The organism is Paenibacillus sp. FSL P4-0176, from assembly GCF_037975265.1.
GTDB lineage: Bacteria > Bacillota > Bacilli > Paenibacillales > Paenibacillaceae > Paenibacillus > Paenibacillus amylolyticus.
The window spans coordinates 1,772,516-1,798,852 of record NZ_CP150242.1 but is presented as its reverse complement, the minus strand read 5'-3'; the positions used below and the strand labels follow the sequence as shown (position 1 = coordinate 1,798,852).

24 protein-coding genes and 2 pseudogenes are annotated in these 26,337 nt (G+C 47.9%); 14 read left to right on the top strand and 12 right to left on the bottom strand.

What is annotated here, in order from left to right; translation table 11 throughout:
• Positions 1-333: 333 nt before the first annotated feature.
• The 4 genes from recQ to MKY95_RS08220 form a co-directional block, all read right to left on the bottom strand.
• Complete coding sequence (recQ, locus tag MKY95_RS08235) at positions 334-2,214, bottom strand: DNA helicase RecQ (RefSeq protein ID WP_339198066.1); 1,881 nt, start codon at positions 2,212-2,214, stop codon at positions 334-336.
• 500 nt (positions 2,215-2,714) lie between these two features.
• Entirely contained in the window at positions 2,715-2,864 is a 150-nt protein-coding gene (locus MKY95_RS08230) for a hypothetical protein (RefSeq protein ID WP_339198063.1), read from the bottom strand.
• Positions 2,861-4,807 (bottom strand): ABC transporter ATP-binding protein, encoded by a 1,947-nt coding sequence (locus tag MKY95_RS08225; RefSeq protein ID WP_339198060.1) that lies wholly within the window; start codon positions 4,805-4,807, stop codon positions 2,861-2,863. Before MKY95_RS08225 ends, MKY95_RS08230 begins: the two co-directional genes overlap by 4 nt.
• On the bottom strand, positions 4,800-6,620 hold the full coding sequence (locus MKY95_RS08220; protein WP_339198057.1) for an ABC transporter ATP-binding protein: 1,821 nt from the start codon (positions 6,618-6,620) through the stop codon (positions 4,800-4,802). Before MKY95_RS08220 ends, MKY95_RS08225 begins: the two co-directional genes overlap by 8 nt.
• A gap of 114 nt (positions 6,621-6,734) precedes the next feature.
• On the opposite strand from MKY95_RS08220, the gene MKY95_RS08215 reads away from it, so the two are divergent.
• Together MKY95_RS08215 and MKY95_RS08210 are read left to right on the top strand one after the other, a co-directional pair.
• Positions 6,735-7,628 carry a helix-turn-helix domain-containing protein gene (locus MKY95_RS08215; RefSeq protein WP_339198055.1) on the top strand — a complete coding sequence of 298 codons (894 nt, stop codon included), beginning with the start codon at positions 6,735-6,737 and terminating at the stop codon, positions 7,626-7,628.
• Between the two features lie 23 nt (positions 7,629-7,651).
• Complete coding sequence (locus MKY95_RS08210; protein WP_339198052.1) at positions 7,652-8,176, top strand: DUF5412 family protein; 525 nt, start codon at positions 7,652-7,654, stop codon at positions 8,174-8,176.
• A gap of 350 nt (positions 8,177-8,526) precedes the next feature.
• On the opposite strand, the gene MKY95_RS08205 is transcribed toward MKY95_RS08210, so the two are convergent.
• From MKY95_RS08205 to MKY95_RS08175, 7 genes and pseudogenes are all read right to left on the bottom strand, one after another.
• The gene (locus MKY95_RS08205; protein ID WP_339198050.1) at positions 8,527-8,919 is read right to left on the bottom strand and encodes a hypothetical protein; all 393 of its coding nucleotides are present in this window, start codon (positions 8,917-8,919) and stop codon (positions 8,527-8,529) included.
• Positions 8,920-9,066: 147 nt separating this feature from the next.
• Positions 9,067-9,663 (bottom strand): hypothetical protein, encoded by a 597-nt coding sequence (locus MKY95_RS08200; protein ID WP_339200079.1) that lies wholly within the window; start codon positions 9,661-9,663, stop codon positions 9,067-9,069.
• 324 nt (positions 9,664-9,987) lie between these two features.
• Positions 9,988-10,176 (bottom strand): annotated as a pseudogene (locus tag MKY95_RS08195) (glycosyltransferase); the annotation flags it as partial.
• Positions 10,177-11,276: 1,100 nt separating this feature from the next.
• Positions 11,277-12,023 (bottom strand): methyltransferase domain-containing protein, encoded by a 747-nt coding sequence (locus MKY95_RS08190; protein ID WP_339198047.1) that lies wholly within the window; start codon positions 12,021-12,023, stop codon positions 11,277-11,279.
• Positions 12,010-13,413, bottom strand: coding sequence for a nucleotide sugar dehydrogenase (locus MKY95_RS08185; RefSeq protein WP_339198045.1), 1,404 nt, complete (start codon positions 13,411-13,413; stop codon positions 12,010-12,012). The genes MKY95_RS08190 and MKY95_RS08185 overlap by 14 nt, the downstream gene beginning before the upstream one ends.
• A 75-nt stretch (positions 13,414-13,488) precedes the next feature.
• Positions 13,489-14,478, bottom strand: a complete 990-nt coding sequence (locus MKY95_RS08180; protein ID WP_339198043.1) for a polysaccharide biosynthesis protein — start codon at positions 14,476-14,478, stop codon at positions 13,489-13,491.
• Between the two features lie 18 nt (positions 14,479-14,496).
• A complete protein-coding gene (locus tag MKY95_RS08175) occupies positions 14,497-15,186 on the bottom strand; it encodes a glycosyltransferase (RefSeq protein WP_339198041.1) in 690 nt (229 codons plus the stop codon).
• A 311-nt stretch (positions 15,187-15,497) separates the two neighbouring features.
• Between MKY95_RS08175 and MKY95_RS08170 the strand changes: the two genes are divergently transcribed.
• Positions 15,498-16,208, top strand: a complete 711-nt coding sequence (locus MKY95_RS08170) for a GT-D fold domain-containing glycosyltransferase (RefSeq protein WP_339198038.1) — start codon at positions 15,498-15,500, stop codon at positions 16,206-16,208.
• A gap of 217 nt (positions 16,209-16,425) precedes the next feature.
• Here the strand turns inward: MKY95_RS08170 and MKY95_RS08165 are convergent, their stop codons facing one another.
• Complete coding sequence (locus MKY95_RS08165; RefSeq protein WP_036610660.1) at positions 16,426-16,833, bottom strand: hypothetical protein; 408 nt, start codon at positions 16,831-16,833, stop codon at positions 16,426-16,428.
• 190 nt (positions 16,834-17,023) lie between these two features.
• Here MKY95_RS08165 and MKY95_RS08160 point away from each other — a divergent pair, with 190 nt between their 5' ends.
• From MKY95_RS08160 to MKY95_RS08110, 11 genes and pseudogenes are all read left to right on the top strand, one after another.
• Complete coding sequence (locus tag MKY95_RS08160) at positions 17,024-18,172, top strand: RluA family pseudouridine synthase (RefSeq protein WP_339198036.1); 1,149 nt, start codon at positions 17,024-17,026, stop codon at positions 18,170-18,172.
• A gap of 72 nt (positions 18,173-18,244) precedes the next feature.
• On the top strand, positions 18,245-18,823 hold the full coding sequence (locus MKY95_RS08155) for a DUF1273 domain-containing protein (protein ID WP_026081201.1): 579 nt from the start codon (positions 18,245-18,247) through the stop codon (positions 18,821-18,823).
• Positions 18,824-18,980: 157 nt separating this feature from the next.
• Positions 18,981-19,796: an adenosylmethionine decarboxylase gene (gene speD / locus MKY95_RS08150; protein WP_036610662.1), complete on the top strand. Its 816-nt coding sequence runs from the start codon at positions 18,981-18,983 to the stop codon at positions 19,794-19,796.
• A 182-nt stretch (positions 19,797-19,978) separates the two neighbouring features.
• A complete protein-coding gene (flgB, locus tag MKY95_RS08145) occupies positions 19,979-20,389 on the top strand; it encodes a flagellar basal body rod protein FlgB (protein WP_036610664.1) in 411 nt (136 codons plus the stop codon).
• Between the two features lie 148 nt (positions 20,390-20,537).
• Positions 20,538-21,026 (top strand): annotated as a pseudogene (locus MKY95_RS08140) (GNAT family protein); the annotation flags it as partial.
• 159 nt (positions 21,027-21,185) lie between these two features.
• Positions 21,186-21,638: an NUDIX domain-containing protein gene (locus MKY95_RS08135; RefSeq protein WP_244988445.1), complete on the top strand. Its 453-nt coding sequence runs from the start codon at positions 21,186-21,188 to the stop codon at positions 21,636-21,638.
• A gap of 18 nt (positions 21,639-21,656) precedes the next feature.
• The gene (locus MKY95_RS08130; protein WP_339198033.1) at positions 21,657-22,520 is read left to right on the top strand and encodes an AraC family transcriptional regulator; all 864 of its coding nucleotides are present in this window, start codon (positions 21,657-21,659) and stop codon (positions 22,518-22,520) included.
• Positions 22,521-22,588: 68 nt separating this feature from the next.
• Positions 22,589-23,116 (top strand): ankyrin repeat domain-containing protein, encoded by a 528-nt coding sequence (locus MKY95_RS08125; protein ID WP_339198030.1) that lies wholly within the window; start codon positions 22,589-22,591, stop codon positions 23,114-23,116.
• Positions 23,117-23,289: 173 nt separating this feature from the next.
• On the top strand, positions 23,290-23,805 hold the full coding sequence (locus tag MKY95_RS08120; protein WP_339198027.1) for a sigma-70 family RNA polymerase sigma factor: 516 nt from the start codon (positions 23,290-23,292) through the stop codon (positions 23,803-23,805).
• Positions 23,802-25,136, top strand: coding sequence for a DUF4179 domain-containing protein (locus MKY95_RS08115; protein WP_339198024.1), 1,335 nt, complete (start codon positions 23,802-23,804; stop codon positions 25,134-25,136). The genes MKY95_RS08120 and MKY95_RS08115 overlap by 4 nt, the downstream gene beginning before the upstream one ends.
• 97 nt (positions 25,137-25,233) lie before the next feature.
• Positions 25,234-26,277 carry a S66 peptidase family protein gene (locus MKY95_RS08110; protein WP_339198022.1) on the top strand — a complete coding sequence of 348 codons (1,044 nt, stop codon included), beginning with the start codon at positions 25,234-25,236 and terminating at the stop codon, positions 26,275-26,277.
• Positions 26,278-26,337 lie beyond the last annotated feature (60 nt).

The following is a 26,337-nucleotide window of genomic DNA, read 5'->3' as shown; positions in this document are numbered from 1 at the left end:
TGCTTTTCATCTAAACCTCTTTTGAACTAGCCATTCCATGTCTCATGGACATATCCAACTTTTGTCTTTCAAAGAGTGGACACTCTTTTCAAAAAGACATATACACCCCGCCAAACTCAAACCACAACATACAGTATGAAACACATATAATAAAACTACATGCTGTATACGATACGTCAGCCATTCCTAACGCCAATGTCCACCCTTTGAAAGACAATACGCCACCATTCGTCCACTCTACAGAGACGCGACAACCAACTTCAAAGTTTAGAAAGTGAAAATTAACAATTCATACTCAATTCACTCTCACTCTTACTCTTACTCATTTCATACTCACTCATACTCGTAAAACGCATCATCATCCGCATCCACTTCTTCGCCCGATTGCTTCTGGAAAAACTCCAGGAACGGCAGTCCATACTTGCGGTACTTGACCTCACCGACCCCTTTGATATCCAGCATGTCACGTTCTGTCTGTGGACATACCACACTCATCTCACGCAGGGTCGCATCATTGAAGATAATGTACGATGGTACATGCTCTTTCGCCGCCAGATCACGCCGGATCAGACGAAGCTGTTCAAATACCGTCTCATTAACCGCAGATGGCATCGCATCGCGTCCGCGGCGTCCACCATAGTTCGTACCCGAAGCCGTCGCCGCTGTCTTGCGGACGACACGTTGCATCACTTCACGCTGGCCTTTGAGCACTTCCACCGCCAGTGGCTGCAAACGCACAACCGGATACTGTCCCTCAGACAGCATCAGATATCCTTCGGATACCATCACGTTGATGATCTCCGATATCTCGCGCTCTGTCCGATTACCCATCACGCCGTAAGTTGGCAGAGAGTTGAAGCCGTAATCGAGCACTTTTTTGGCACGGGAGCCTTTGAGCACCGAAGCGACCAGCGATACACCATACCGTTCACGCATGCGGTGAATGCAACTGAATATTTTCTGTGCATCAATCGTCATATCTACCAACTCGCGGTCGTCCGTACAGGAACTGCAAGTACCGCAAGGTGTATCGTCATGCACCTCACCGAAATAATCCAGTTGCGCACTGCGCAGACAACGCGTCGTGTAACAGTAATCCACCATCTGTTGCAGCTTCCGGTAATCGTTCTGTTTGCGGTCTCCGTCCATCGGATTCTGCTCAATCAGGAACTTCTGGGTGATAATGTCCTGTGCCCCGAATAACAGAATACACTGGCTTGGCTCTCCATCCCGGCCTGCACGTCCGGCTTCCTGCACGTATGCCTCCATATTTTTCGGCATGCTGTTATGAATAACGTAACGCACGTTCGACTTATCAATTCCCATCCCGAACGCATTGGTCGCCACCATCACTCGAATATCATCGTACAAAAAAGCTTCTTGGCTCTGGGACCGTTCATCGTCCGTCATCCCGGCATGGTAACGTCCTGCGGGCAATCCCGCCTGCAACAAACGCTGATGCAGATCGTCCACGTCCTTACGAGTCGCGGCGTATATAATCCCCGGCTCGCTGGCATGCTCGCGCGCATAATTCAGGACAAAGTCCTTCTTGCTCTCGCCGCGCAGCACGCTAAACGCCAGATTATCCCGCCCAAGTCCAGTCACATATGTCTGCGGGTCCTGCAAACGCAGCAACCGCAGAATATCGCCCATGACCTCGGGCGTCGCTGTAGCCGTAAAGGCCGCAACCACCGGCCGCTCCGGCAAACTATCCACAAACGGCGCTACTGCCAGGTAGCTTGTCCGAAAATCATGTCCCCACTGCGATACACAGTGGGCCTCATCCACGGCAACGCAAGAGATCGGCAAATAGCCCATCTCCTCGCGGAACCAATCCAGCTCCAGTCGCTCAGGCGCGACATAGAGCAACTTCAGCTCACCGCGCTGCGCCGCGCGGATGCGATCATTCACTTCTTTGCCGCTAAGTGTACTATTAATATACGCGGCAGCAATTCCGGCGGTCGTCAACGCATCGACCTGGTCCTTCATCAATGAGATCAACGGGGAAACAACAAGTGTCAGACCCGAATATAACAGAGCGGGGATCTGATAACAGATCGACTTACCGCCCCCGGTTGGCATAATACCCAACGTATCTTCACGTTCCAGCAGACTGGCTACAATCTTTTTCTGTCCCTCACGGAAGTCGGGGTAGCCATAATATTTTTGCAGGAGACCCTGCGCTTCTTCTAATGTAGGTGTTTGCACACTCATGTAAAGACTCCTTACTTATCACCGGTGTTTTTCCACCAGCTTGGTCCGATCCGATTCTGACATCCGAAAGCGGCTCATATCCCGCATCCTTGACAACAAAATGGCGTTCTCATGACTTGTCCGTCAAGCAAACGCCGCTCCCTTTAGTTTAACGGCCCAGCCCGGAATGAGCAACCGCGTTTTACTGTAAAACGTTTGAAGCTTCTTCATTAAAATAAAAACAACCGTCCTGCCCTAGTTGGACAAAACGATTGCTGTAAACTTTTATTCACAACCGACACACTCATATCACGCTAGTGTACCCGTACCCATTCATCTGGTGAAGCTACTATACCTTACAACCTTACAACTTCACTTTAATCTTTTAACGACTCTACCTCAGACTCCGGCAAGCCACTGGCCTTTGCAATAACAGCAACTTCGAGTCCTAGTGAGAGCATGTTCTTCACAATTTCAATCGTCTTTCTTTGTTCCCCTTCTACTAATCCCTTTTCTATTCCTTAAGCTATTCCCTTTTCCGTAGCCCACTCAATCATAGTAGCTTCGTCATGTAAATATTTCTGGCGCTCTTCATACAAACGACGTGCTTCCCGATCCTGACTCAAGAACTCCAGCGTATCCGTTACTTTCTTAACCCCAGATTCATTCATGTTGTACCACCGTCTCTTGCATTCATGCGATAATACAATCCTTTCCTCTGCATCAGTTGTTCATGCGTTCCATCCTCGGCAATTCGGCCATGTTCCATCACAAGGATGCGAGAGCACTGACGAGCAACCTCCATACGATGTGTGACAAGCAATCCTATGCTGCCTTTCATAAAGTTCAGCAAGTGATTCATCACGTTCTGTTCTGTCTGAATATCCAGTGATGACGTTGGTTCGTCCAGAATATACAGATCAGATGACCTCAAGAAGAGTCTGGCAAGCGACAGTCGCTGTTGTTGGCCTCCAGATAGATTGGCCCCTTTCTCATGCAACATTGCTGCGTATTGTCCTTCCTGTGCCTCAATATATTCATCCAAACCTGCCTGCTCTGCCGCAAACTTCACTCTGTCCAATGTAACGTCTGAACTCAGACGAATATTATCTTCGATCGTTCCTGTGAAAAAAGTTGGTGTCTGCGGCATATACGTCAGTCTGGACTGGTCATCTATCTCTACATACTCTGCAACATGTTTATCACCCAGCAATACGCTTCCGTTTGTTGGCTCGATCAACCCCGCACACACTTGGCACAGTGTAGATTTGCCAGCACCGCTGGCGCCAACTACAGCAACCAGTTCACCAGGAACCAGATTAAACGTAATCTGATCCAAAATCGTCCGACCACTGTTTTCATCTATTACCGTAACCTGTTGAAGACGTAGCATAGCAATTTCGTTCTCTTTATGTGCCCCTTTTTGTGTACTCCCTTGATCTTGGGTACAAATTCCCTGTGCAAGCTCCTCGTGCTTAGTATTGGATGTGTCTGCCTTCTTGTTCTCCGCCAATTTCAACCATGCAGAGATACGTCCAAATGCACCCACGCTGGCTTGCATCTGACTCCACTGGCTGGACAAGCCGAGTACTGGCCACACCACCAGTTCAAACAGCAGACTACTTGCAACAACCATGCCCGGAGACAAAGTTCCCCTAGCCGCTGACAAAGCAATAAGGAACAACGCTGCCAATTGAGCCAGACCAAAAACCGCCATCGCCACATTATCCGACATGCTCAGGGTCATCTGCAACTTGGCATGAACACGATTCAGTGATTGCTGTTGTGTCCGAAATCGAGCGAGAAACCACGGTGAAGCATTATACATCTGAATCACCGGTATCCCTTCAACATACTGTTGGATCTGTTCTTGGGACTCGCCTTCCCTGGATTCGACCTCATCGGACAGATGTACAATTCGCTGATCATACAACCTCGCCGTAAACCAGATTGCCCCTGCGCTTACCAAGGCAATAACCGCAACCCATGCGTCTGCTCTGTACAAGTATCCCAGCGATAGAGCAATGATGAATACAACCGTAACACCCTCTGCAATAGCCTCCACAACTTCTGCACCATGCTTGGTGTCTTCCTTGATGCGAAGCATCACATCCCCGGACTTCTGTCTGCGCACCCAGGAATAAGGCATCCGGTTTAACAGTTTCAACAGATCCATGGACATATCCCGTTGCATCGATTCTTTGAGCCATACCAGCACGTAACGATGCATCGCGAGCAATACAATAAATCCTGCCAGAATGGCGATGAAAATCATTGCGGTGGCATTAAGCTGTTCCTGTCCCCCATCATGAATAGCATCCACGAAGAATCCCTGTACAAAGGCTAGTCCCCAATCAAAGACCGCATCTGCTGCGATAAAAATGAACAAGATCGCTACAGCTAATCCATAAGGTTTCATCCAGCGAAAAATAACGGGCCATACCGTTGCCAATGATACAGCTTGTTTTGGGTCATCTGGAACATCACTTTCGTTCATCTGATGATGAGCTTCATTTTCGATATTTTCATTTATCTCATATGCTCCGCTTTTCTCATGACTGCTTTTCATTTCAACGTCATCGGCATATGCTGCATCTTCAATCTTGTTACTCATGCTGTTCCTCCACTTCCGTATCCTGCTCCGCAATATAACTTCGATATCCGTTTGGACGATCCAGCAATTCACGATGAGTCCCCGTATCTTTGACGCGTCCTTTCTGAATATAGATGACCTGATCTGCCCGTTCTATCAGCGATAATCGATGAGTAACGGCAATAACCGTTGTGCCTTTGTCAGCAGTGATTCGGGCAAAAAGATCATTCAAACGTTGCTCATGCCACGGGTCTTGAGATGACGTCGGTTCATCCAACAGAAGAATATCCGGATTCCTCAGCATCGCTCTGGCTAGACTAATACGCTGAAGCTCACCACCCGACATCGTCCCGCCTTGTGGCTGAAGCTCTGTCCCATAGCCGAGCGATTGACGCATAATCGCGTCATGTGCATGTGTCATGTGGGCCGCAACCTTTACTTGATCGACAGATACCCCCTCTTGTCCAAAAACAATATTCTCTTCCACTGTACCTGTGAAAATAAAGGCTTGTTGCGGAACATACACCTGATTGACATTCCCTGTCTGAACTTCGTGCATATCCTTCAGTGAATTCTTCTGATTCATGACCTGGATCGAACCAGTAACAGGTGTATCTAATCCTGCTATTAATTTCAATATCGTGGTTTTCCCGCATCCACTTGGCCCCGTGATTACAGTAAGCTTTCCTTTCTTGGCTTCAAAAGAAATATCTGTTAACACTTCTTCTTGCTCCGCATACCTATAAGACACATGCTGCACGTTGATGCCAGCTGGTTTAGATTGCTTTTCAAGCTGCCCTAAATGCGTATCGGACTGTACATGTGTATTTGTACTGGTATTAGCAACCGTGTTCTCTCTCTCCAAATCCAGCACTTCAAAGATTCTGGACGCATGAGAAGCCGAACCAATAAAATCATTCCACAGCCCAGATAACGATTCAATCGGACGAGTTAACTGACTGCTTGCTACCAGAAAAGCCGCCAGTCCTCCTACATCCATATGTCCATTCAGGACCTGCATGCCGCCTAGATAGAGAATCAGAATCATGCCACCATACGTGGAGACCCGTCCGGCTGCTTCCGAAAGTCGTTGTAACACAGATACAGACATCGTATGTCTGAACACTTGATCCATTCGACCTTTAAATTGATGGTGCACATAACCCGTGAGTCCGTAACTTCGGATCTCAACCGGGGCTTGGATGATTTCAGTCAGTATCTCATCTCTTGATGCTGCGCTGGCATTCAACTGATCATGCTGTCTTTGTAGACGTTTACCCAGTCCTACTGTTACAAGAGGATAGATCAAAGTGAATGCAATGATAGCCAACGACAGCGGCAAGTTCACCCAGCTGAAGTAAGCAAAGGCAAGAATCAGCTGAATGATATTTTTCGCGAGTTCAATGCCATGTTGATTGATCCCTTTCTGTGCTTCCTTGGCTGAAGTCCAGATCCTAGAGGTTAGGTCACCTGTATGATAATGTGCCAGATCACGTGTCTCTGTGTTGCTAAAGGATGAGAGCAGTAGAGACTGCACAGACAATAATGTCTTTTGCTGGAATAACGTCTCGACCCTCGTCATGAATGCGGTTACAATCAATCGTAATACTACAATGCTAACGCCTATGATCAAACCTGAGTAGAGTAACGAAAACTGTGCTTCAGTCGCGCCTTTGACCAGTCTTCGGATCGATTCCAAATAACCGACCTCAATCAGGGAGACCATACATGCGGCGAAAAGTAACAGAATGATGAACATACGGTACTTGCCCGTTAGTGTCCATAATCGAGTTAACATGCCTAACGTTGTATAATTTTTTTTGTCAGCAAACATGGATGCTTTCTCCAATCTTGTCATTAAATTATGTACTTGGTTATGATATCATCGGTGATAAGGAAAAAATGAACATTTATTGCTGTAAGTACTATTAGAAGTAGGGAGATTGATATGCAACACGATCTGCTAGACACACTGGATAAGCTATTCGACTACATAGAAGACCATATTCAAGACAAATTAACGCTGGATCATCTGGCATCTGTGACTCATATATCCAAATTCCACCTGCATCGCATGTTCAAACATGTCAGCGGACAACTGCCTGGAGAATACATTCGTTCACGCAAATTGGCACGCAGCCTGGAGCAATTGGTGAATCTGAACTGGAAGATTATCGATATCAGCGGACATTACGCTTTTGAACATGAACAATCCTACATACGTGCTTTCAAACAAGCCTTCGGCATTACACCCCTGCAGTATCGCAAACAGGGAGCTGGAAACCTTGAATTCACAGCCCGCATGACTTCGTCCATGATCACAACGCTTCCATATGGATATATTTTCAAACCAACGTATGTACGAAAACCGGCTATGAAACTCATTGGGCAACGATCCCACATTCGGTATGCAGATAATGAAGAACACTATGAAGCCAATTCAGCAGGCAACGACTTTTTTGAAAAACACTTTCATTCGATTCCTAACGTGCTGCAACCCAACGTATATATCGGATTTACCAATGAAATTAACGAGGATTACAGTACATATCAGCCGTCTGTAGAGGTCACCAGTCTGGATCATATCCCTGAAGAACTGGACGGAATTGAGGTCCCGGCCAACCAGTATGCCGTATTCAAATTTGTGTGTGATTTCCATCCAAGTCTCATCAATATTGATCATTTGGACAGTGTCTGGACATTTATCGATGAATATTGGCAGAGCCATTCGGGGTACGAGAAGAGTGATCCCTACTATTTTGAAAGAATTGATGGCAGTCTGGCTCAGGACCACTACGGAGAGATGGACATTTATATTCCTGCAAAGCAAATTTCACTGTAAGCTGCAAATGGAGGTTCAACCTTATGGACTCAAATACTCAAGCTAATTCAAGTTCATCCCATACAAATTCTCGCAAACCTTGGATACGTAGACACCCGATCCTCACTACATTTACATTGTTGATTCTTGTACTGTTTGCCGCTGTATTCCTGTATTTCTGGCTCCGTCCTTACGTCTCAGCATTTGACCGTTCCGAGCTGGGGGAATTGAGTTATTCCATGCCTTCAAGGAATGGTGAGTATACTGCCGAGATTTATGGTGTGCCCTATGGTGGCGCGGCAGGCGGCGTTACAATCTGGGTCGATGTAAAGAAGACAAATGCCCCTGAGGACGCCACGGTAAAAACGATCTATCGTGCCCAGCACCACGGGAATAACCATCTTGAATGGGACAGTGAAAACACGCTCCGGATTGAAAACTGGAATGAATATACGGATGAAACCATTACCCTCAATATCGATGACGAAATATATGATGGATGGGGCTGGGCTTGCAAAAGCTTACGAATGAAGGACCAGTCTGTGCGATGCCTAGCACCCGAAAAGTAAAATAACTTAGCCGCTAATATGACCGCCCTGAACACTCGACGGCTCATCTTGATGAGTAATCCTCACTGCACCGCATGTCAGAAGTTCCAACGCTCTGTATGCCTTGTGAAAATCCCACCAAATGCTACTATCATTACACCATGGCAAGAGATACACGCGGCACCAGAAGCGTTAAAAGCCCCTCTCACCGACTCTTTCGGTTGAGCGGGGCTGCTCTTGTTCTGCATTTTATCGTTTATTTACTTATACTTCATTGTGGTCTGATATCCTTGTTTACTGCCAACTTCGTAGCTATCGGACTTTAAACATATGGCAGCATCATAATTTATCTATCATATCTATTCTACCTCTTAATCTTGTTCTGCTTCTGCTTCTGCTTCTGCTTCTGCTTCTGCTTCTGCTTCTTCTTCTGCTTCTGCTTCTGCTGCTGCTTCTGCTTCTGCTTCTGCTTCTGCTTCTGCTTCTGCTTCTGCTTCTGCTTCTGCTTCTGCTTCTGCTTCTGCTTCTGCTTCTGCTTCTGCTTCTGCTTCTGCTTCTGCTTCTGCTTCTGCTTCTGCTTCTGCTTCTGCTTCTGCTTCTGCTTCTGCTTCTGCTTCTGCTTCTGCTTCTGCTTCTGCTTCTGCTTCTGCTTCTGCTTCTGCTTCTGCTTCTGCTTCTGCTTCTGCTTCTGCTTCTGCTTCTGCTTCTGCTTCTGCTTCTGCTTCTGCTTCTGTTGGCAATTGTGCCTCACACTCTATTTCCACTCAACCCTTATTTTCACTGATCCGCCCTATCGCATCCTACCAGCAACGGATTAGTTTTTGTGTTATTTCACTTCTACTTCAATCTATTTTCTCTATCTCTACTCCCGCTTCAAACCCTTCTGTCCTCATCTATCCCAGTTCGTCTCCCTACTTACGCGGTGACACTTCACCACGTTCTTCCCGCTCCTTCATCTCTTTGCGTACCACAACTTCGAGCTTCTGCCGATTGGCAAGTAATCCGGGATCGTTGGGCAAGTACTCTCGGGCTTTGGTGTTATGCATGAGTGCCTGCTCCCAGTTGCCCAGATGAGCATAACAAAGGGATAAACGGGCATGTGGCAGCCAGGTACGGCAAGCCATAGGCACCGGGCGCAGGCCCGAATCGCGGCTGCTCACGTCCACCGCCTGCATATACCAGTAGATCGCCGAAACGGGTTCCTGCCGCTCATGGAAACAGGCCGCAATGGCACAGCAGAAATCGGCATGTGGCAGATCATACTGGAATGACTGCAGCAATGCTCCGAGCTTACGGCCCGGCTCACCCAGTCGTTCATAACATTCCGCCAGCCGCGCGCAGGCAATCAGGCGATCCTCGCGGTAACCACTTGGCTGCTCCAGCAGCTTCACATACCCGCGTGCCGCCGCCGCATAACGCTGGCGGTCATAACATTCGCCTGCATAATAAAATAGCAGGCGACCTTGGGCTACGCCCTCTTCGGCGATCCATTTGCGCAGAATGCGCACGTTTCGCGCCGAATGATGTCCCGCTTTGCGGCGATGCGTGACGGCAATGTCTGCCGTAATGACCTCGCCCCGCGGGAAGCTAAGTTGCTCGTGCAGCCGGCCATGCCAGCGGCACCCGGCATCCCGCTTGACCAGGCGAAGGCGTCGGTCCGTCACAAGTGGACTCCCCTCCGCTCCCTCGGCCAGCGTGTAGTTCAAGATCACAGCTTCCGTCTTCCCCCCGGACGGAAGCTGCTGCTTCAACACCTCCAGCTTCGCCCGTTCCGCGGGCAGCAGCACATCATCCGCATCCAGCCACAGGATATACTCCTGCGTGGCCTTGGCGAATGACTCATTCCGCGCTGCGGCAAAGTCTTCCTTCCATTCATATGTGTAGACCTGGTCGGTATACTGCGCAGCGATGTCCATCGTGCGATCCGATGAACCGGTATCCACAATGACGATCTCGTCCGCGATGCCGGCAACCGAGTCCAGACAGCGCGTCAGCGTGCGTTCCTCGTTCTTCACAATCATGCACAGACTGATGGTGATCACGTTTTGAGCCCCTTCCTGTCGTACGCGTATTGCGAAATGTCATAACAATTTGCTTTTGTTGGTTAAATACTTCGAACAGCGTACTATCGTAAGTTGACTAAAAGAGATTTACACTGGACACTCCGATGACAGAAACTTTCTGATCGTTGTTATCCCCAACTTTTTTTAATTCCTTTTATAAAGGATAAATCCGGGGATAAAGACGAAACATATGCTTCCGATGCAACTTTCATTCAGAACGCTTTTAGCTCCACTTCTTGATATTCTTTTTGTCTTCTCCGTTTCCTGTAAATGTTTAATCCAATTTATTTGGTATTGGTATTGATCACGGAATTCATTTCATCTTCACCTTGGCTAACGAACTGAGGTGACGCTATTTGGTGTATTTCAGTCACCTGGTAAATGTAACGAATCTGAGACCTGCTATTCTCGCATTATAGGCATCCATTCGTCGTTTATCGCAGCTTCCAGATGAAATAGCGCCGCTGAGATTCGTTACATTTCTCATCTCGTCTAATTCATCAAAATAAGACGTGTGAGATTCGTTAGAACATAGAATAGCTCTGTCGTCATACTAAACAGCAGTGTGGAATAGAGATGATCCAGCTAGGTGATCTGACAAGTGCCCTGACAAATGCTCTGGGAAGCTTGCAGAAGCTACTTTCGAAACCATCCCTTTAATCTAAGCGGGAGCGCCCTAGTCTCCTTCAAAACAAGAACCGCAATGATGCTCCAGAGCACTCTCCTATTCACATTTACGCAGGCAGGAGTTTTCCCCTAGTCTTAAAATTAAAGTTTAGATTTACGTTTGCGTTTGCGTTTGCCTCTGCTTCTACAGTTACTCGCAACACAGTTGCAGTATCCTTACCTTTACCTTACAGTTACTTGCAGCACAGTTTCAGCGTCCTTATCCTTGGGTTTGGGTTTGGGTTTGGGTTTGGGTTTGGGTTTGGGTTTGGGTTTGGGTTTGGGTTTGCCTTTGGCTCTGCCCTTACACTTGCAGTGTCCTTAGATTTGGCTCCAACCCTCTCTTACCCTTGCCGCTGTCTCTGTCCCTGTCTCTGTCCCTACCTTCACTGCTACCCTTCCCCACTCTCCTGACGACGAAGTCGTTTCACCTGCTCCACCGCACTGTCCAGTGCCTTCTTGCGCTGTTTCATTACGCGAAGATGCTGATGTTCCACCTCGGCAAAATGGACATGATCCAGTTCCATCCACTCCATCAGTTGATCCAAAGTTGGCGACTTATGCAGTTGTGAACTCCGCCGTTTGCGGGCCACGCAACATAGATATTTATGATGAACTTCGAGTTTCAAGACTTCAAAATACGGCATCAGGGTCATCGCCAGACTTCCCGCATAGAAGGTCTGCTTGTGGTCATAGAACGGGTGATACCCATACGGCACAGTCACAACCAACGTCCCATCTTCTTGCAACAGCCGATGTATCTGGATCAACAACGTCTCCGGATGAGCAAAATGCTCCAGCACTTCTCCAAGCAGCACAGTATCAAAGGTAGTCCTTACTTTCCATTGCGTAATATCCAGCATTCGAAAATCCACATTGTTCCTAACTGGCCTAGACTCTTTGGCAAGCTCAGCTTGCGCATATCGAACACTTTCTTCTTCCAGATCGATCCCTGTCACACGAAATCCTTCACGTGCCAGCAGAATGGACGTAATGCCCTGACTGCACCCGACATCCAGGATGCGTTTGCCTGTTGCCTCACGGCACATCCAGTGGATACGCGTTCTCGTCGCTTCATGAGAATCTTCCGAATTAATCTCGCCGTAGTAGCGTTCACTCACTCGATCATGATTCGCCATAGGTTTCTCCCGTTTTCACTCGGTGAACCGGCTGACCCAGCACCACAATATTTCCCCCGAAACATCCAGCCGTTGCATTGCGTGTATCAAAAATCAGCTTTGCATGATCTGCCATCTCCTGATAATCGAATGCCGAATGATCCGTGGTAATGATCACCAGATCAGCTCCTGTCCACAATTCCGGCGTAGCCGGCCGGGATTGAAGCACTGTACCGTCATCCTTGCGGAAGACAGGCACCATTGGATCGGTGAAAACCACATCTGCGCCGGCTGCACTCAGCAGCCGAAAAACGTCCAATGCTGGCGATTCGCGCAAGTCGTCAATGTCTTTTTTATAAGCCATACCCGCCAGTACAACACGTGCTCCTCGCACAGTTACACCATTCTGCTCCAGCAGCTCCGAGGCACGCTTCACCACTCTCTCTGGCATTTGCCGATTGGTTGCATCCGCCAGCTGAATGAATTGCAGCTCCGATCCCTGACGGTTTGCAGCCCAGGACAGATAGATCGGATCGATTGGAATACAGTGCCCTCCGATGCCGGGACCGGGATAGAATGGCATATAACCAAACGGCTTGGTTGCCGCCGCATTCAGTACTTCCCAGATGTTTACCCCCATCTGTTCACAGGCCGGGGTCAGCTCATTCACGAGTGCAATATTGACACTGCGAAATGTATTTTCGAACAGCTTTGCTGTCTCCGCTACCGTTGTTGAACTTACCGGAACAACTTCGTTGAGGAACGAGCCGTAGAACTGTTTACCATAATTCAGACAAGCGGGTGTCGAACCGCCAATAATCTTCGGGGTATTTTTCACACCATAATGCACACTGCCCGGATCTACCCGCTCTGGAGAATAACAGACGTAGAACTGTTCTCCAGCTCGCCAGCCGTTTGCCGCTTCAATCGGTTGTTTGACGCGTTCCTCCGTTGTGCCCGGATAGGTCGTGCTTTCCAATATAACCAGGCTGCCTTCCTGCAAATACGGAGTCATGCCATCCACCGCCGCCGAGATATACGAGACATCCGGTTGATGCTCGGCGGTCAGTGGGGTGGGCACACAGATCACAATGACATTGGCCTGTGCCACCGCTGCATAATCGGTGCTTGCCGTGAATAATCCAGCCTGCATAAGCGACTGCACAACATCATCTTCTATACCTATGACATACGAATTCCCGGCGTTCAGCTTGGCTACCTTGGAAGTATCGATGTCAATCCCGTGGACTTGATAACCGGCCTGTGCTATCTCTACAGCCATGGGTAAACCAACATAACCGAGACCGATGACAACAGCTTTTAGGGAGCGGTCATTAATATGTTGTATGAGGGCACGTTGCTGTAACTCTTCATTTCCTTCGTGCTGGTTGTGCTGATGATTTTCTTCCATTCCTACCACCTCCAAACGCTCCGCCTCCCCTCGGTGGGCGTGTCTGAAAACTCCGAACGAGTTTTGAGATACACCCTAATCGATATAGCCACCTTCACGCAAAAACCGGGCAATCGCTGGTTTGTTCATCATGGCACTGTCCGAGCGATACTCGGAGAAGTTCACACGTGGCAGACTGCTGTACTGATCCGTCAGGCTCTTGTCCTTGTGCTCCGGCAGGATGACATAATACTGCGCATCATATTGATACGTACGCGGCGCTTCATAGGGCGAGATCAGGACTTCATGCAATTTCTCGCCTGGACGTATTCCCGTCACCTTATAATCGAAGGATGGACGACCTGCCTGTTCCAACATGACGGATGCGAGTTCCGTCATCTTGCAAGCTTTCATTTTCATCACAAAAGTCTCTCCGCCCACGGCCGCCTCAGCCGCCTTAAGAAGTAAATGTATAGCTTCGGTACGCGTCAGGAAAAAACGGGTCATGCCTTTGTCTGTAATGGTCGGGCTTTTGCCTTCATCGATCTGACGCCGGAACAAAGGCACAACACTGCCGCTGGTTCCAAGCACATTGCCCCCGCGGATGCAGACAAACTGGGTACCTTCACTTAGCCAGTTGGCACGGATCATCATTTTTTCACCCAAAGCCTTTGTCATGCCATATACGTTAATCGGATCTACCGCCTTATCGGTGGACACATCGATGACTTTGGCAACCTGCATACGTATCGCAGCCCGAATAATATTCTGGGTACCGATCACATTGGTCTTGAACGCTTCATCAGGCTGGTCCTCGCAGACCGGAACATGCTTCAGCGCAGCCAAATGGAAGAGCACACCCACACCTCTGCATGCATCTTCCACTGCCCGATAATCGCGGATATCCCCAATGATGAATCGCAGACGCGGATCATGGTTGAAGTCTCGCTGCATCGCAATCTGGGCGTATTCATTACGTGACAGAAGGCGAATCTCAGCCGGGTCCTGCTCCAGCAGCACCTCGGTCAGCTTTTGACCCCAGGAGCCCGTTCCTCCGGTGATCAGAATCGTTTGTCCTTGAATCATGGATGAATCCCTCCCTGATCAGATCATGAATTCGCGTAGTACCTGTGCCATCTCATCCCGGCTTAACCGGTCTTTGGGCGGTACCTTTTTGGTTGAAGTATTGTTCGAATGCACGATGTTGACATAATTGCGCGGAGCAAGCAGCTCGTGCGGCAGTTCAATGACATTGCCATGTGTACCTCTGCCCGGGAGCTTGACCCGGTATCCTGCTGCGTATTCGGCTGTCTTATATAAGTAGACATAGAACTGTGGAGAACGGTGAAACGCTGGGGCCATCTCGTTATTCACACTGTCCCACAGATATCCGTTCTGGTTAATCAGTGCCATCGTCTGCAGCTGTGGTTGAATATCGTAGAGTTGTTGAACAAAGGTTTTATGGTATAAATCATCCGAATCCAGACGAGCAATATAGAGTTGCTCCGCACCTTTGGCAAACTCCAAAATGGCACGCACACTCTCCATATTGGTTCCAAAACGAATATTGGAGGGAAGCGGCTCCTGACCCGCCAGAATCTCCTGCATTAATTCCCCGGATTCCTTGGACAACTTCACCACTGTGAGGAAATCCTGATTCGTCTGCGCCTTCAGGCAATGCAATGTGAACGTGCGGAAGATGCCCATCCGACGCTCCAGCCATTCCCGCGTTAATCGCTGTGGGTCCATCCCGTAATTGTTAAAGTTAATCTCAATCACAACTTTCCTGGACATAACATTCCTCCTCATGAACGCTGCAAGTTCCGTTTACCGGATACAGACTGTTTTCATAGTTTTGATGCCGTCTTCCTACGAAGACCATCTTCTATCTATCTGATCGCTTTCAAGCCACATCTCGCTTGTGAATCCAGCACTCTATATCGTATGAAACGTTGATAGAAGCGGTACCGACAGATGTACTAACTTTATATAAATAGATTGATATACAACCGAAGATGGCGCCCTTTGGGTCGAACGTACATATCGTTACGGTATTCGCAACATAGAATAGAACAGTTCAATTTTCAAAGGAGGCAACCCATCACATGAATTCGATCTATCTTGAAATGGAAGGTGTGCTTGATCAGCTCGAAGCGGCACTTCTGGAACACCGACCGCTGTCTCTTGTAAGAGTCGGTGATGGCGAGAATATCGTCATGTCTCAAGAAACCGTATGGCCCACGGAACAGGTCCTTCAGGAGCGTTGGGCCAAGAAAGCCAACTTAGGGCAAAAGGGACTTCGTCTTCCCAACCCGAAACTACGGGATGAAGTCGCCGCTTCCTTGCAACGTGCCGATATCGTGGGCATTCTTCCTCGTGGTGACAGCACCATTAATGCTCCCGATTATCTCAAAAGACCCCTGACCGATATGGTATTTGCACACTTTGGCATCTCTCCTCCGATGACTTGTCACGCCTGTGTTAATCGGGAACTGGCGCAGAACCCGCGTTTCTGGCAGATGCTTGCAGGCAAGCGTGTGTTACTCGTTACCCGTGAGATTGAGGAACTGCGTGTCATGCTCGAACGTGAGCCGTATAATCTGAACATTGTGACTGCCCTGCCCTTCGACAGCTATGATCAAATGGATGAAACGCTGCACTGGATTCAGAATAATCAACATACCTTCGATGTCGCTCTCTTCTCCTGTGGCGTCAATGCGGTTATCCTTGCGGAGCGAACAGCTGCACTCGCAGGCAAAGTTGCCATCGACTTTGGCAAAGCCAACAACATCATTCTGAAAGGCCGTGCCAACTGATCCTGGACAGTTTCAAACTTTAGATTCGTGATTTGTATTGAAACGTGCAGATGCTTGTACGGCAAAAACCCCCGACTGCTTAAGCCGGGGGTTTCTTGCTGAGCGCTAGTCGAAACCTATCGCTGCATTGTCTTGCGTCTCTGGGGTATGAAGCGAACTCTGCCGTCAACAGAAGTGATGACGAAGCACTCTGCCTGTAATATTTCGCCTTTCACTACTAACCGGTGGCTGCAATACCGTATAACATCTCCGGCCCGGTTCTTACTGCTGTGGACACCCCCGAGATGAACGAAGTATACACACTTTCCAATGCTGGTGGTGCAGACAGATCCTGAGCTGTGAACGAGTGGAATTCGGCACCTCCGTTCTGTCCAATCGTACCTTCAGCACGGTAGATGATATAGAAAGGATCATATAAAAAACCCCGCACAAGCTCCACAACAAAGGTATCTCCCAGTTCTCCCGTAACACCTACTGTTCCGTTCAACGTAATAATGGGATTCACCACACCCTGCGTCTGTAGACCAATGGTGCCAAAAGCTGTCGGGGATTCTGACAGTGACAAACCGGGCTGTCCTACGGTTGCCGAGTTCATCGAAGTTCTCATATCGAGAAACACGCCCATGAGTAACACCTCCAATGCTATGGGATACCCTATCCTATGAATCTCACTACTCTTATGATTGGATGTATAGCAGATTGTATGAACCTATTTTTATTTGTCGACTGTTAATGGTATATTGAACTGCATAACGAAAATGAACGGATCGTATGCACACAAGCGGTACAGGCTGTTCAGAAGGAGATTACTATTCATGAATAAACCCAAACGTCCAACCAGCAAGACATCGGCCTCGGCCAAGGGGAAATCTTATACAGGTTCATCTTCAGCACGTTCCGGCAAGTCCAACTTCTCATCTGCCAAAACATCAGGTGCTCCCGCATCACGCAATACGGAGGAGAATAAGAAGCCATTAGCCGCGAAATCATCGGGTGCTCCCAAGAAAGCTGGAGGCAACAAACCCAAAAATGCCAGCGCATCCAAACGACCAGGCAATTCCTACTATCGCAAGCAGGAACCACCACGCCAGTACAAAGTGACCGAACCGGATGAACTGTTGAACTTCCTGTTGCAGCATTTGAAATCAGGACGGAACGCAGTGAAGTCCATTCTGGGCCGTGGACAGGTATCCGTGGATCAGAAGGTTGTAACCAAGTTTAATGAAGCGCTGACGCCAGGTCAGATTGTCTACATTCGAAAAGAAGGTGCAGTTGCTGCTCCATCCTTGACGGGTATTAACATTTTGCATGAAGACGATGATATCATTGTGATCCGCAAGGAAGCTGGACTGTTGTCCATTGCCGCTGACAAGACGGATGACCTGACGGCTTATCGCCAACTGACAGAGCATGTACGCCGCACGAATCCGCTCAACCGGATCTTTGTTGTACATCGTCTGGATCGGGATACGTCGGGTGTGATGATGTTTGCCAAAAGTGAAGAGGTGCAGCAGAAGCTGCAAAACAACTGGAAGGAAAATGTGCAGGACCGCGTATACGTTGCCCTTGTTGAAGGTTCAGTAGCCAAAGAAGAAGGCACCATCTCTTCCTGGTTGAAGGAAACCAAAACGCTGAAAATGTATTCCAGCTCTCGTCCGAATGATGGACAACATGCCATTACACATTACAAACGTCTGAAGTCGAACCGCGAATTCTCCTTGCTGGAAGTGCGTCTGGAGACAGGGCGTAAAAATCAGATTCGTGTGCATATGGAAGATCTCGGACATCCGATCGCCGGTGACAGAAAATACGGCGCACGCACAAGAGACCTTGGCCGTCTCGGACTTCATGCACGTATACTCTCGTTTATTCATCCCACAACGGATGAGTTAATGTCATTCGAAACGGATATTCCAAAGCCATTCCTGTATCCGTTCCGTGCAGAAACTCCACCTGCGAAATAACTGCACCTCTAATGTGTGCATATATAGAAAATTCACTAATCGATTGAACATGCCTGAAAGGAGGAACGGACACTGAAAAACCTGTTAATCACCGGTTACCGGGCACATGAATTGCAGATTTTTGGACAGAAACATGAAGGTATTCCTTTTATCAAAAAAGCCATCTCCTCCCGTCTCACACCTCTTGTCGAAGATGGTCTGGAATGGGTGCTGACGCCGGGACAATACGGTGTGGACCTGTGGGCCTGCGAAGTGGTCATTGATCTGAAGAAGACGTATCCACATCTGAAACTGTCGATCATCACTGCCTTTCAGAACCCGGAGGAGCAATGGAAAGAAGACAAGCAGGAGTATTACCGTTCCATCCTCTCGGGTGTGGACTATTACGGTGCGATTAGCAATCAACCTTATATCGGGCCGTGGCAGTTCACTGCACGGGATGACCTGTTGCTGCGTAAAAGCGACGGTCTTCTACTCGTCTATGACGAAGATGCCGGAGAAGGCAGTCCCCGTTTTGTGAAGGAAAAAGCCGTGAAGAAACAGCAGAACGAGGACTATACAATCATCAGTGTCACTTCAGAGGATATTCAATCTGTAGCTGAGGATGAGCGCATGAACGATATTGCGGACTTCGACGATTCTTCATTCTGAAAAAATGTAGATCATCTGAAGTCCTTTCATGCATAGCTGTGATCAGAGGGGAATCGTATTTTGAATGACGTACATATGTTTTTTTTCGAGGCAGGTTGGGTATAAGTAGTATTATAACTGCGATGATATGTCGTATGGGATAAGGGGAACTGCAACCATGACAATTACGCCAGAGCAGCGCATTCAACTGCATGGATTTAACAACCTTACCAAGTCGTTGAGTTTCAATATGTACGATATTTGTTATACCAAAACCAAAGACGAACGCGAAGCTTACATTGAATATATTGATGAACAGTATAACGCCGCACGGCTGAGCAAAATTCTGAACAACGTCTCCGATATCATCGGAGCCCACGTGCTGAATGTCGCTCAGCAGGATTACGTGCCTCAAGGTGCGAGTGTTACGATGCTTGTCTCGGAAGGTCCAATCGTGGAGATCCCCGAAGAATCACTTGATGAATCTCCCGGCCCTCTGCCCGATAACGTTGTCATGCAGCTGGATAAAAGCCATATCACTGTGCACACCTATCCTGAATTTCATCCTAGTGAAGGTATTAGTACCTTCCGTGCGGACATTGATGTCTCCACCTGTGGTGAGATCTCACCGCTTAAGGCACTGAATTATCTGATCCACTCATTTGATACGGACATTATGACGATGGATTACAGGGTGCGTGGTTTTACGCGGGATACGAGCGGACGCAAGCTGTTCATTGACCATGAGATCGGCTCGATTCAGAATTATATTCCGGATGAGATCAAGAGCAGCTTTGACATGATTGACGTGAACGTCTATCAGGAGAATATTTTTCACACCAAGTGTAAACTGAGGGAATTTGACCTCGACAATTATCTGTTTGGGTACACCAAGGATAAGCTCAGCAAGAAGGAACAACAGGAGATTACAGAATGGCTGAAGCTGGAGATGGACGAGATCTATTACGGCAAAAATATTAATCGTCCCTCTTAAGAGGTTGTTCAACGCTGATCCATGAGGGCAAAATCTAAGACAAGATTTCATGAAGGCAGGGTTCTTCTTATCGGGGGACCTCCGGCATGTGCTTGTCTTTTTCTTTGTTATGTTGACAGTGTGCAACTTAATTTCTTATTATAGAAGTAACTGTACAATCTACAGTGAAGGAGACTGAGCCCGTGATCGAAACGAATACGACAAGACGTAACGAATCACTGTTACAAGCGCTTACTGCACAGCATAATGCCATTACCAACAACATAGCCAATGCAGACACGCCTAACTACAAAAAGAAAACGGTAGAGTTTCAGGAAGAGTTGAGACGTATCGTTGAAAATGGCAAAACAGATCAGCTCGCCATGAAGCGGACTCATGACAAACACTTTCCTATCAGTGATCCCAATTCTTCCATCGTACAGTACCGAATTGTCGAGAACAACGAAACAGCCATGAACAATAACAACAATAACGTTGACATTGACAAGGAAATGGCGAATCTTTCGGAGAATCAGCTCATGTATAACTACATGGTTGATCGGGTCAGTGGACATTACAAAAAAATGAAGAATTTATTGAATGATCTGAAATAATGAATGTACAAGCAGCCCGAAACGGCTGCTTTTTTTTGTTGTTTTTCCCTGAGTGTAGCTCGTTTGGTGCCATTTTTCGGTATCCTCTCCTGTTCGTAGTATAATGGGGAGAAACGATTGATTTCATATCGAACAAAAGAGGTGCAACATGTCTCCACGTCATTTAAATGGTTTTCAAGGTTCCAAAGTCAGATTAGCGGCCCCATGCCCGGAAGATTGCATGCGTCTCTCCCGCTTCACAGATGATTATGAATATTTGCGCAACATGGATACCGATATCGCGATCCCGTTAACGCCGGATGAAACGGGTTCTTCGTCTGTCCGCCGCGACAACGGATTTGAATTTGCATTACGTACACTGGAGGGTAACCGATTCATTGGATTCACAGCCCTATACCGAATTGAATGGAACAATCGCTCCGCTCGTCTTGCCATTGGTATCGGCGAAGAAAATGATCGGGGTAAAGGTTACGGAAGCGACGCTCTGGCTCTGATTCTTCGATATGGCTTCCACGAATTGAACCTAAACCGGATTGCGCTGGAAGTCATTGAATACAATGAAGCCGCTAGACGTGCGTACCTAAAATCCGGATTCCGGGAAGAGGGTCGCCAGCGTTCAGCAGTTTTGCGGGATGGCATGCATTATGACCTGATCTCGATGAGTATCCTTGCTGAAGAATGGTCCGCACAGGCTGGGCTTCCCTTGTCATTCCAGTCTACTCACACTCCTCAATCTGGGGAAATGGACGCGGGTGGTTTTTCACAACGTAATGGGAACGAACAAGCTGCGCTGTCAATGTCGGAATTAAGTTCTGTTCCAAAAGGTGAATCTGAAATTTCACCTCGCATCGGCGTAGGTGCGGTCATCCTCAATGAACGGGGCGAAGTGCTTCTCGCCTGGCGGAATCGCCAGCCCGAGCAGCACACCTGGAGTATTCCCGGCGGGAAAGTCGATCCCTATGAATCACTCGAAACTGCCGTCATCCGTGAAATCAAGGAGGAAGTGAATCTGGATATCGCCATTGACAGTCTGCTCTGCACGGCGGAGACGATCCAGCCACAACAGAAGGAACATTGGATATCCGTGCTCTATTCCACCAAGGTGATTGGCGGTCATGCTCGTAATCTGGAAGAAGGCGGAGCCATCGGTGAGATCGGCTGGTTCCCTTTGAATGATTTGCCCTCTCCACTCGCCTGCTTTGCGGTACCTGGGCTGGAAGCTGTGAAGAAGATGTATAACCAGAATTAAGCTTGGAGGTGCTTGCAAGTGTTGGAGATTCCTCTTCCTCGACCTGTACCCTTCATTCTGCATGAATTGAGTTCTCAATTCGATTGGAAAGGCAGCGGCTCGCTATCACTGAAAACATTCCGTAACGGAAAAACGCTCTATGAAGCGGGTCGCGGTCACTTCGCAGTCAATAATGAGAACTATCTGCTTCTGAATGAGGCTCAGGAATATAGTCTTCACATTGATTCATCTACTCCAGTTGAATCCTTCTGTATCTTCTTCCCTCCCGGTTATGTGGAAGAGATCGGTCGGAATCTAATTACCAGTGATCTTCGGCTACTTGATGAGCCGTGTAGTTATTCACCCTCAAGCAAGATGGAGTGGGTAGAACGTACATACGCGATGGATAATCGGCTTGGTGCAGCCCTGAATCATTTGCGGAATTTGTACAGTCAAGACACGCTAGATTCCTGGGCAATAGCGGAACAGCTTCATCAGCTTGCTGTTCACATGCTGGATCTACACCGTAACGTTCAGCAAGAGATCAACGAACTGGATATGATCAGACGTTCAACCAGAGAAGAGTTGTACCGAAGAGTGTATATCGGGCATGAGTATATCTCCGCCTACTATGATCAGACGTTAACGCTAGAACAGACTGCAACGGCTGCACAACTATCCGTGAATCATTTTCTACGCAGTTATAAAAAGTTGTTTGGTACTTCACCCCATCGTTATCTGACTGAATGTAGACTATTGGCTGCGAAGCGGCTTTTGCTAGATTCGGACAGGTCTGTCACCAATATCTGTTATGATGTGGGCTTCGAAAGCCTCGGTTCGTTCAGTTCATTATTCACTAGACGCTTCCATAGCTCTCCTTCCCAGCTGCGGGCAAAAAGGTGATTATGAAGAAGAACCTCTGAAGAGGAACATCTATAATTACATTATCTCATCAGATGGAGGTATTCCTTATGAATCATGCAGAACAGATTAATCAACTATTTCAGGCTGCACAGTCTGGAGATGTGGCCAACCTGCAATTATTGCTCGCTTCTCACCCGGAACTCACCAATACTGAAAATCAGGATGGGTTAACTCCGCTGGGATATGCCTCTCATTATGGACAAGCAGGAGTAGTTCGTCTTCTTCTGGAGCATGGAGCGGATGTTAACGCCCTTTCTCATTCCAAGATTTCCTTTATTCCGTCCAATACTGCACTGCATGCCGCACTTGCTGGAGAACGTTCACCAGAAGTTATCCAACTTTTACTCGAAAATGGGGCATCCACGGGTATTCTGGACAGCGATGGACAATATGCGTTGCACTCCGCAGCATTTCATACGGATCAGATCGAACTTATCGAGATGTTACTTCAGCATGGAGCTGATCCAAACGTGCTGAACTCAGCGGGCCAGACCGCACTGGATATTTCACTTGAACGTGGTAACACGTCTACAGCTTCATATCTACGAACAGCCATTACAGCGCATCAGCAATAATGATTGGATAGCGTAAGCAATACCGCAAATAACCGTCAGGACTCTTTTTGGAGTACAAAGAGAAGGTCTGACGGTTATTTGTTGTCCGATTACATACCTTTTTTCAGAAAATAAGAACCGTTTGGAGCCTTACGCGGTCTAATACTCAACATATCCATGAAAGGAGGAGCCATGTGACCCCTTCTCAGCTCACCATCGCCGCACAAAAAGGGGATGCCGAGGCTTTTGCAGCCTTAATGGAATTACATCAGAGCCAACTGTACCGTATCGCCTATGCCTACCTGCATAACGAAGGTGATGCGCTCGAAGCGATTCAGGAATCAACGTTTAGGGCCTTCCATAAACTCAAAAAATTAAAAGTGCCCTCCTACTTTGGCACTTGGCTCATCCGCATTCTGCTCAACTACTGTGCGGACGAACGCAAACGAAAAAGTCGGTTCAGTCCCGTCACCGAGATTCATGAATCCAGCAGTTGGGATCGTCCTGCGGACCCCGATCTTGCTGCTGCCGTATCCACTCTTGACCGGGATTGCAAACAGATTATTATTCTGAGTTATTTCGAAGGTTTCTCCTTAACTGAAGTTGCCGATATTCTCGAAATCCCGACCGGAACCGTAAAATCCCGATTACATCGGGCACTCGGACAGCTCCGTGATCAACTTGAAACGAAAGGAGATATATCCTCATGACGGATGAACAAAACCCATTTGACACATTGGAAGAACGGCTGAATGCTCGCAAGACGGAATATGAAACCATGCCTGTACCGAATGCTGCCTATCAGGCTGTGCAGTCCGGAATCCGCCAGGCTGCCCATAAGCGAAAGTCCCGGCTGCGCTGGTATATGAGCTCAATCTCGGCAGCTGCCCTCATCCTGTTGTTTACCGGTTGTATCCGCGTCTCTCCCGCCTTTGCGTCCTTTGTGGAGCAATTGCCTGGCATGGAAGGCATTGTGAGCATGATTCGCCAGGACAAAGGATTAATGATGGCGATCGATCAGTCTCTCTTGCAGAAGATCGGTGTCACCGACGAGCATGATGGTACTTCCTTGACCGTTGATGGCATTATCACAGACGAGTCACGTATGGTTATTTTTTACACGATGAAAGGCATGAAAGATCCCGAGAAATTCAACTATGATATTGATCTGCTCGATGAGAACGGTAATTATCTTCCAGTTGCGTTTACTCACGCTTATCCAACACCTTCACCAGACGAGAATGTGAATGAGAATATGATAGACGTGATCTTCACGGATGGAACCTCTCCTCCTGAAGAGCTGAGCGTCGTGTTTAAGGCCAGAGATACAACGCGTGCAGAAAAGTGGAAAATAACGTTCCCGGTAGACAAGAATCTTACCAAAGGCATGAAAAAGGTCATTCCTGTGAATCAGACGTTAACAGTGGATGGACAGCGTATTGATGTGAAACAGGCTACTATGTATCCAACACGTCTTGTGCTTGATGTGAATTTTGATCCTAAAAATACCAAGAAGGTATTTGGCCTCAGCGATCTTCAACTGGTTGATGAGCAAGGCCGCGCGTGGAGAACAGATACCTCAACCGGTGAGGATGAACGTTCCATTTACTTCGAAAGCATGTACTTCTCCATACCGAAAAAGCTGACGTTACAGGGATCTGGCTTCTCCGGATTGGATAAAGATGAGTTGGATCTTACCCTTGATCTGAAGTCACACCGGATTACAGGTGGACCACCTGGATTGAAGATGGTAGGCAGCAAGGTCGAAGGCAAAGATCTAATTATTGACTTCTCCGTTGCTGGCAGGATGGACGGTGGGTTCGTTCTAACTTTCAGGAAAGTTACAGACAGTACAGGGAAGTCATATGAAGTCCCTGGCTCCAGTTGGAGTAGTGGAGAGGGAACGGATGACAGTCATACGATTGTTTCTTCTACTATCAAAAATGGAGCCAAATTAAAAGGGGAAGTGAAAATGAACATCTCCACCTATCCGATGAAAGTAAAGTCTCCCTTCTCATTGGACATCCCTGTTAATCCTTAATTTTCTACCAGTAGGCTGTGATTATCGCAAATATTCTATATAATGGAAACATTCATTATTACGAGCAATGATGTTCATAGGGAAGGTGTGTTTAGATATGAATCAACGTTCCATCCGTTATCCGCAGCCACTCGCTCCGGGAAATACCATCGGTGTAGCAGCACCCTCCAGCGGTGTAGGCGAATCCCTATACCATTATCTTGAGGAGAGCAAACGTAATATGGAGCGCCTTGGTTTTGGCGTGCTGGAAAGCCCATCGCTCCGCCACAACACCAAATGTGTGAGTGCCTCCAAAGAGGAACGCGCCGAAGAGATGAATGAGTTTTTCCGCAATCCAAATATTCAAGCCATTATCCCTCCATGGGGCGGGGAATTTCTGATGGATATCCTCCCCCTGCTGGATTGGGAAGCTTTGAAAACATTACCGCCCAAATGGGTCATGGGATATTCGGATATCAGTACGTTCCTGTTCGCCTATACCCTGATCACCGGAACAGCATCAGCACATGGCACCAACTATGTTGATCTAAGATCAAACGCCCTCGATCCCGTGACTGCGCGCTGGATTGATGTGTTACAGACCAAATACGGCGGGCAGATCACACAATCGTCTTCTACACATTATCAATCGGCATGGAAACCGGAATCTCCTGGATTTAACCTGGATACACCTTCACGCTGGAAACAGCTCGGCCACTCGGTAGATGCAGATACCGCTGTGTCGTTCTCCGGTCGGCTGATCGGTGGCTGTATGGATACGATCACTAGTCTGATTGGTACGCCGTATGCACCCGTCCAATCGTATCTGGATCAGTACTGTGCAGATGAAGGAACGATCTGGTATCTGGAAAGCTGTGAAATGAATGCGGGGGATATCTACCGTCATCTGTGGCAGATGAGACAGGCCGGCTGGTTTGCTGGTGTGAAAGGTTTCATGTTTGGCCGACCTGCGGGTTATTCCGATACAGCGGATTTTAATTTCACCGATGCCCTATCCTCTGCACTTGGGGGTCTGGATGTCCCTGTACTGTACGATGTGGATCTCGGCCATGTTCCACCCCAGCTCACCTTTGTGAATGGAGCATTAGGCAAAGTCGCTTATGAAAATGGACGCGGGAGCCTTGAGATGGCGTTTGTGTAATCACCTTTTATAGGCAGATGCATACCTTGAAGTAAGAACTTATTTTGAGGAAGGGTTGTG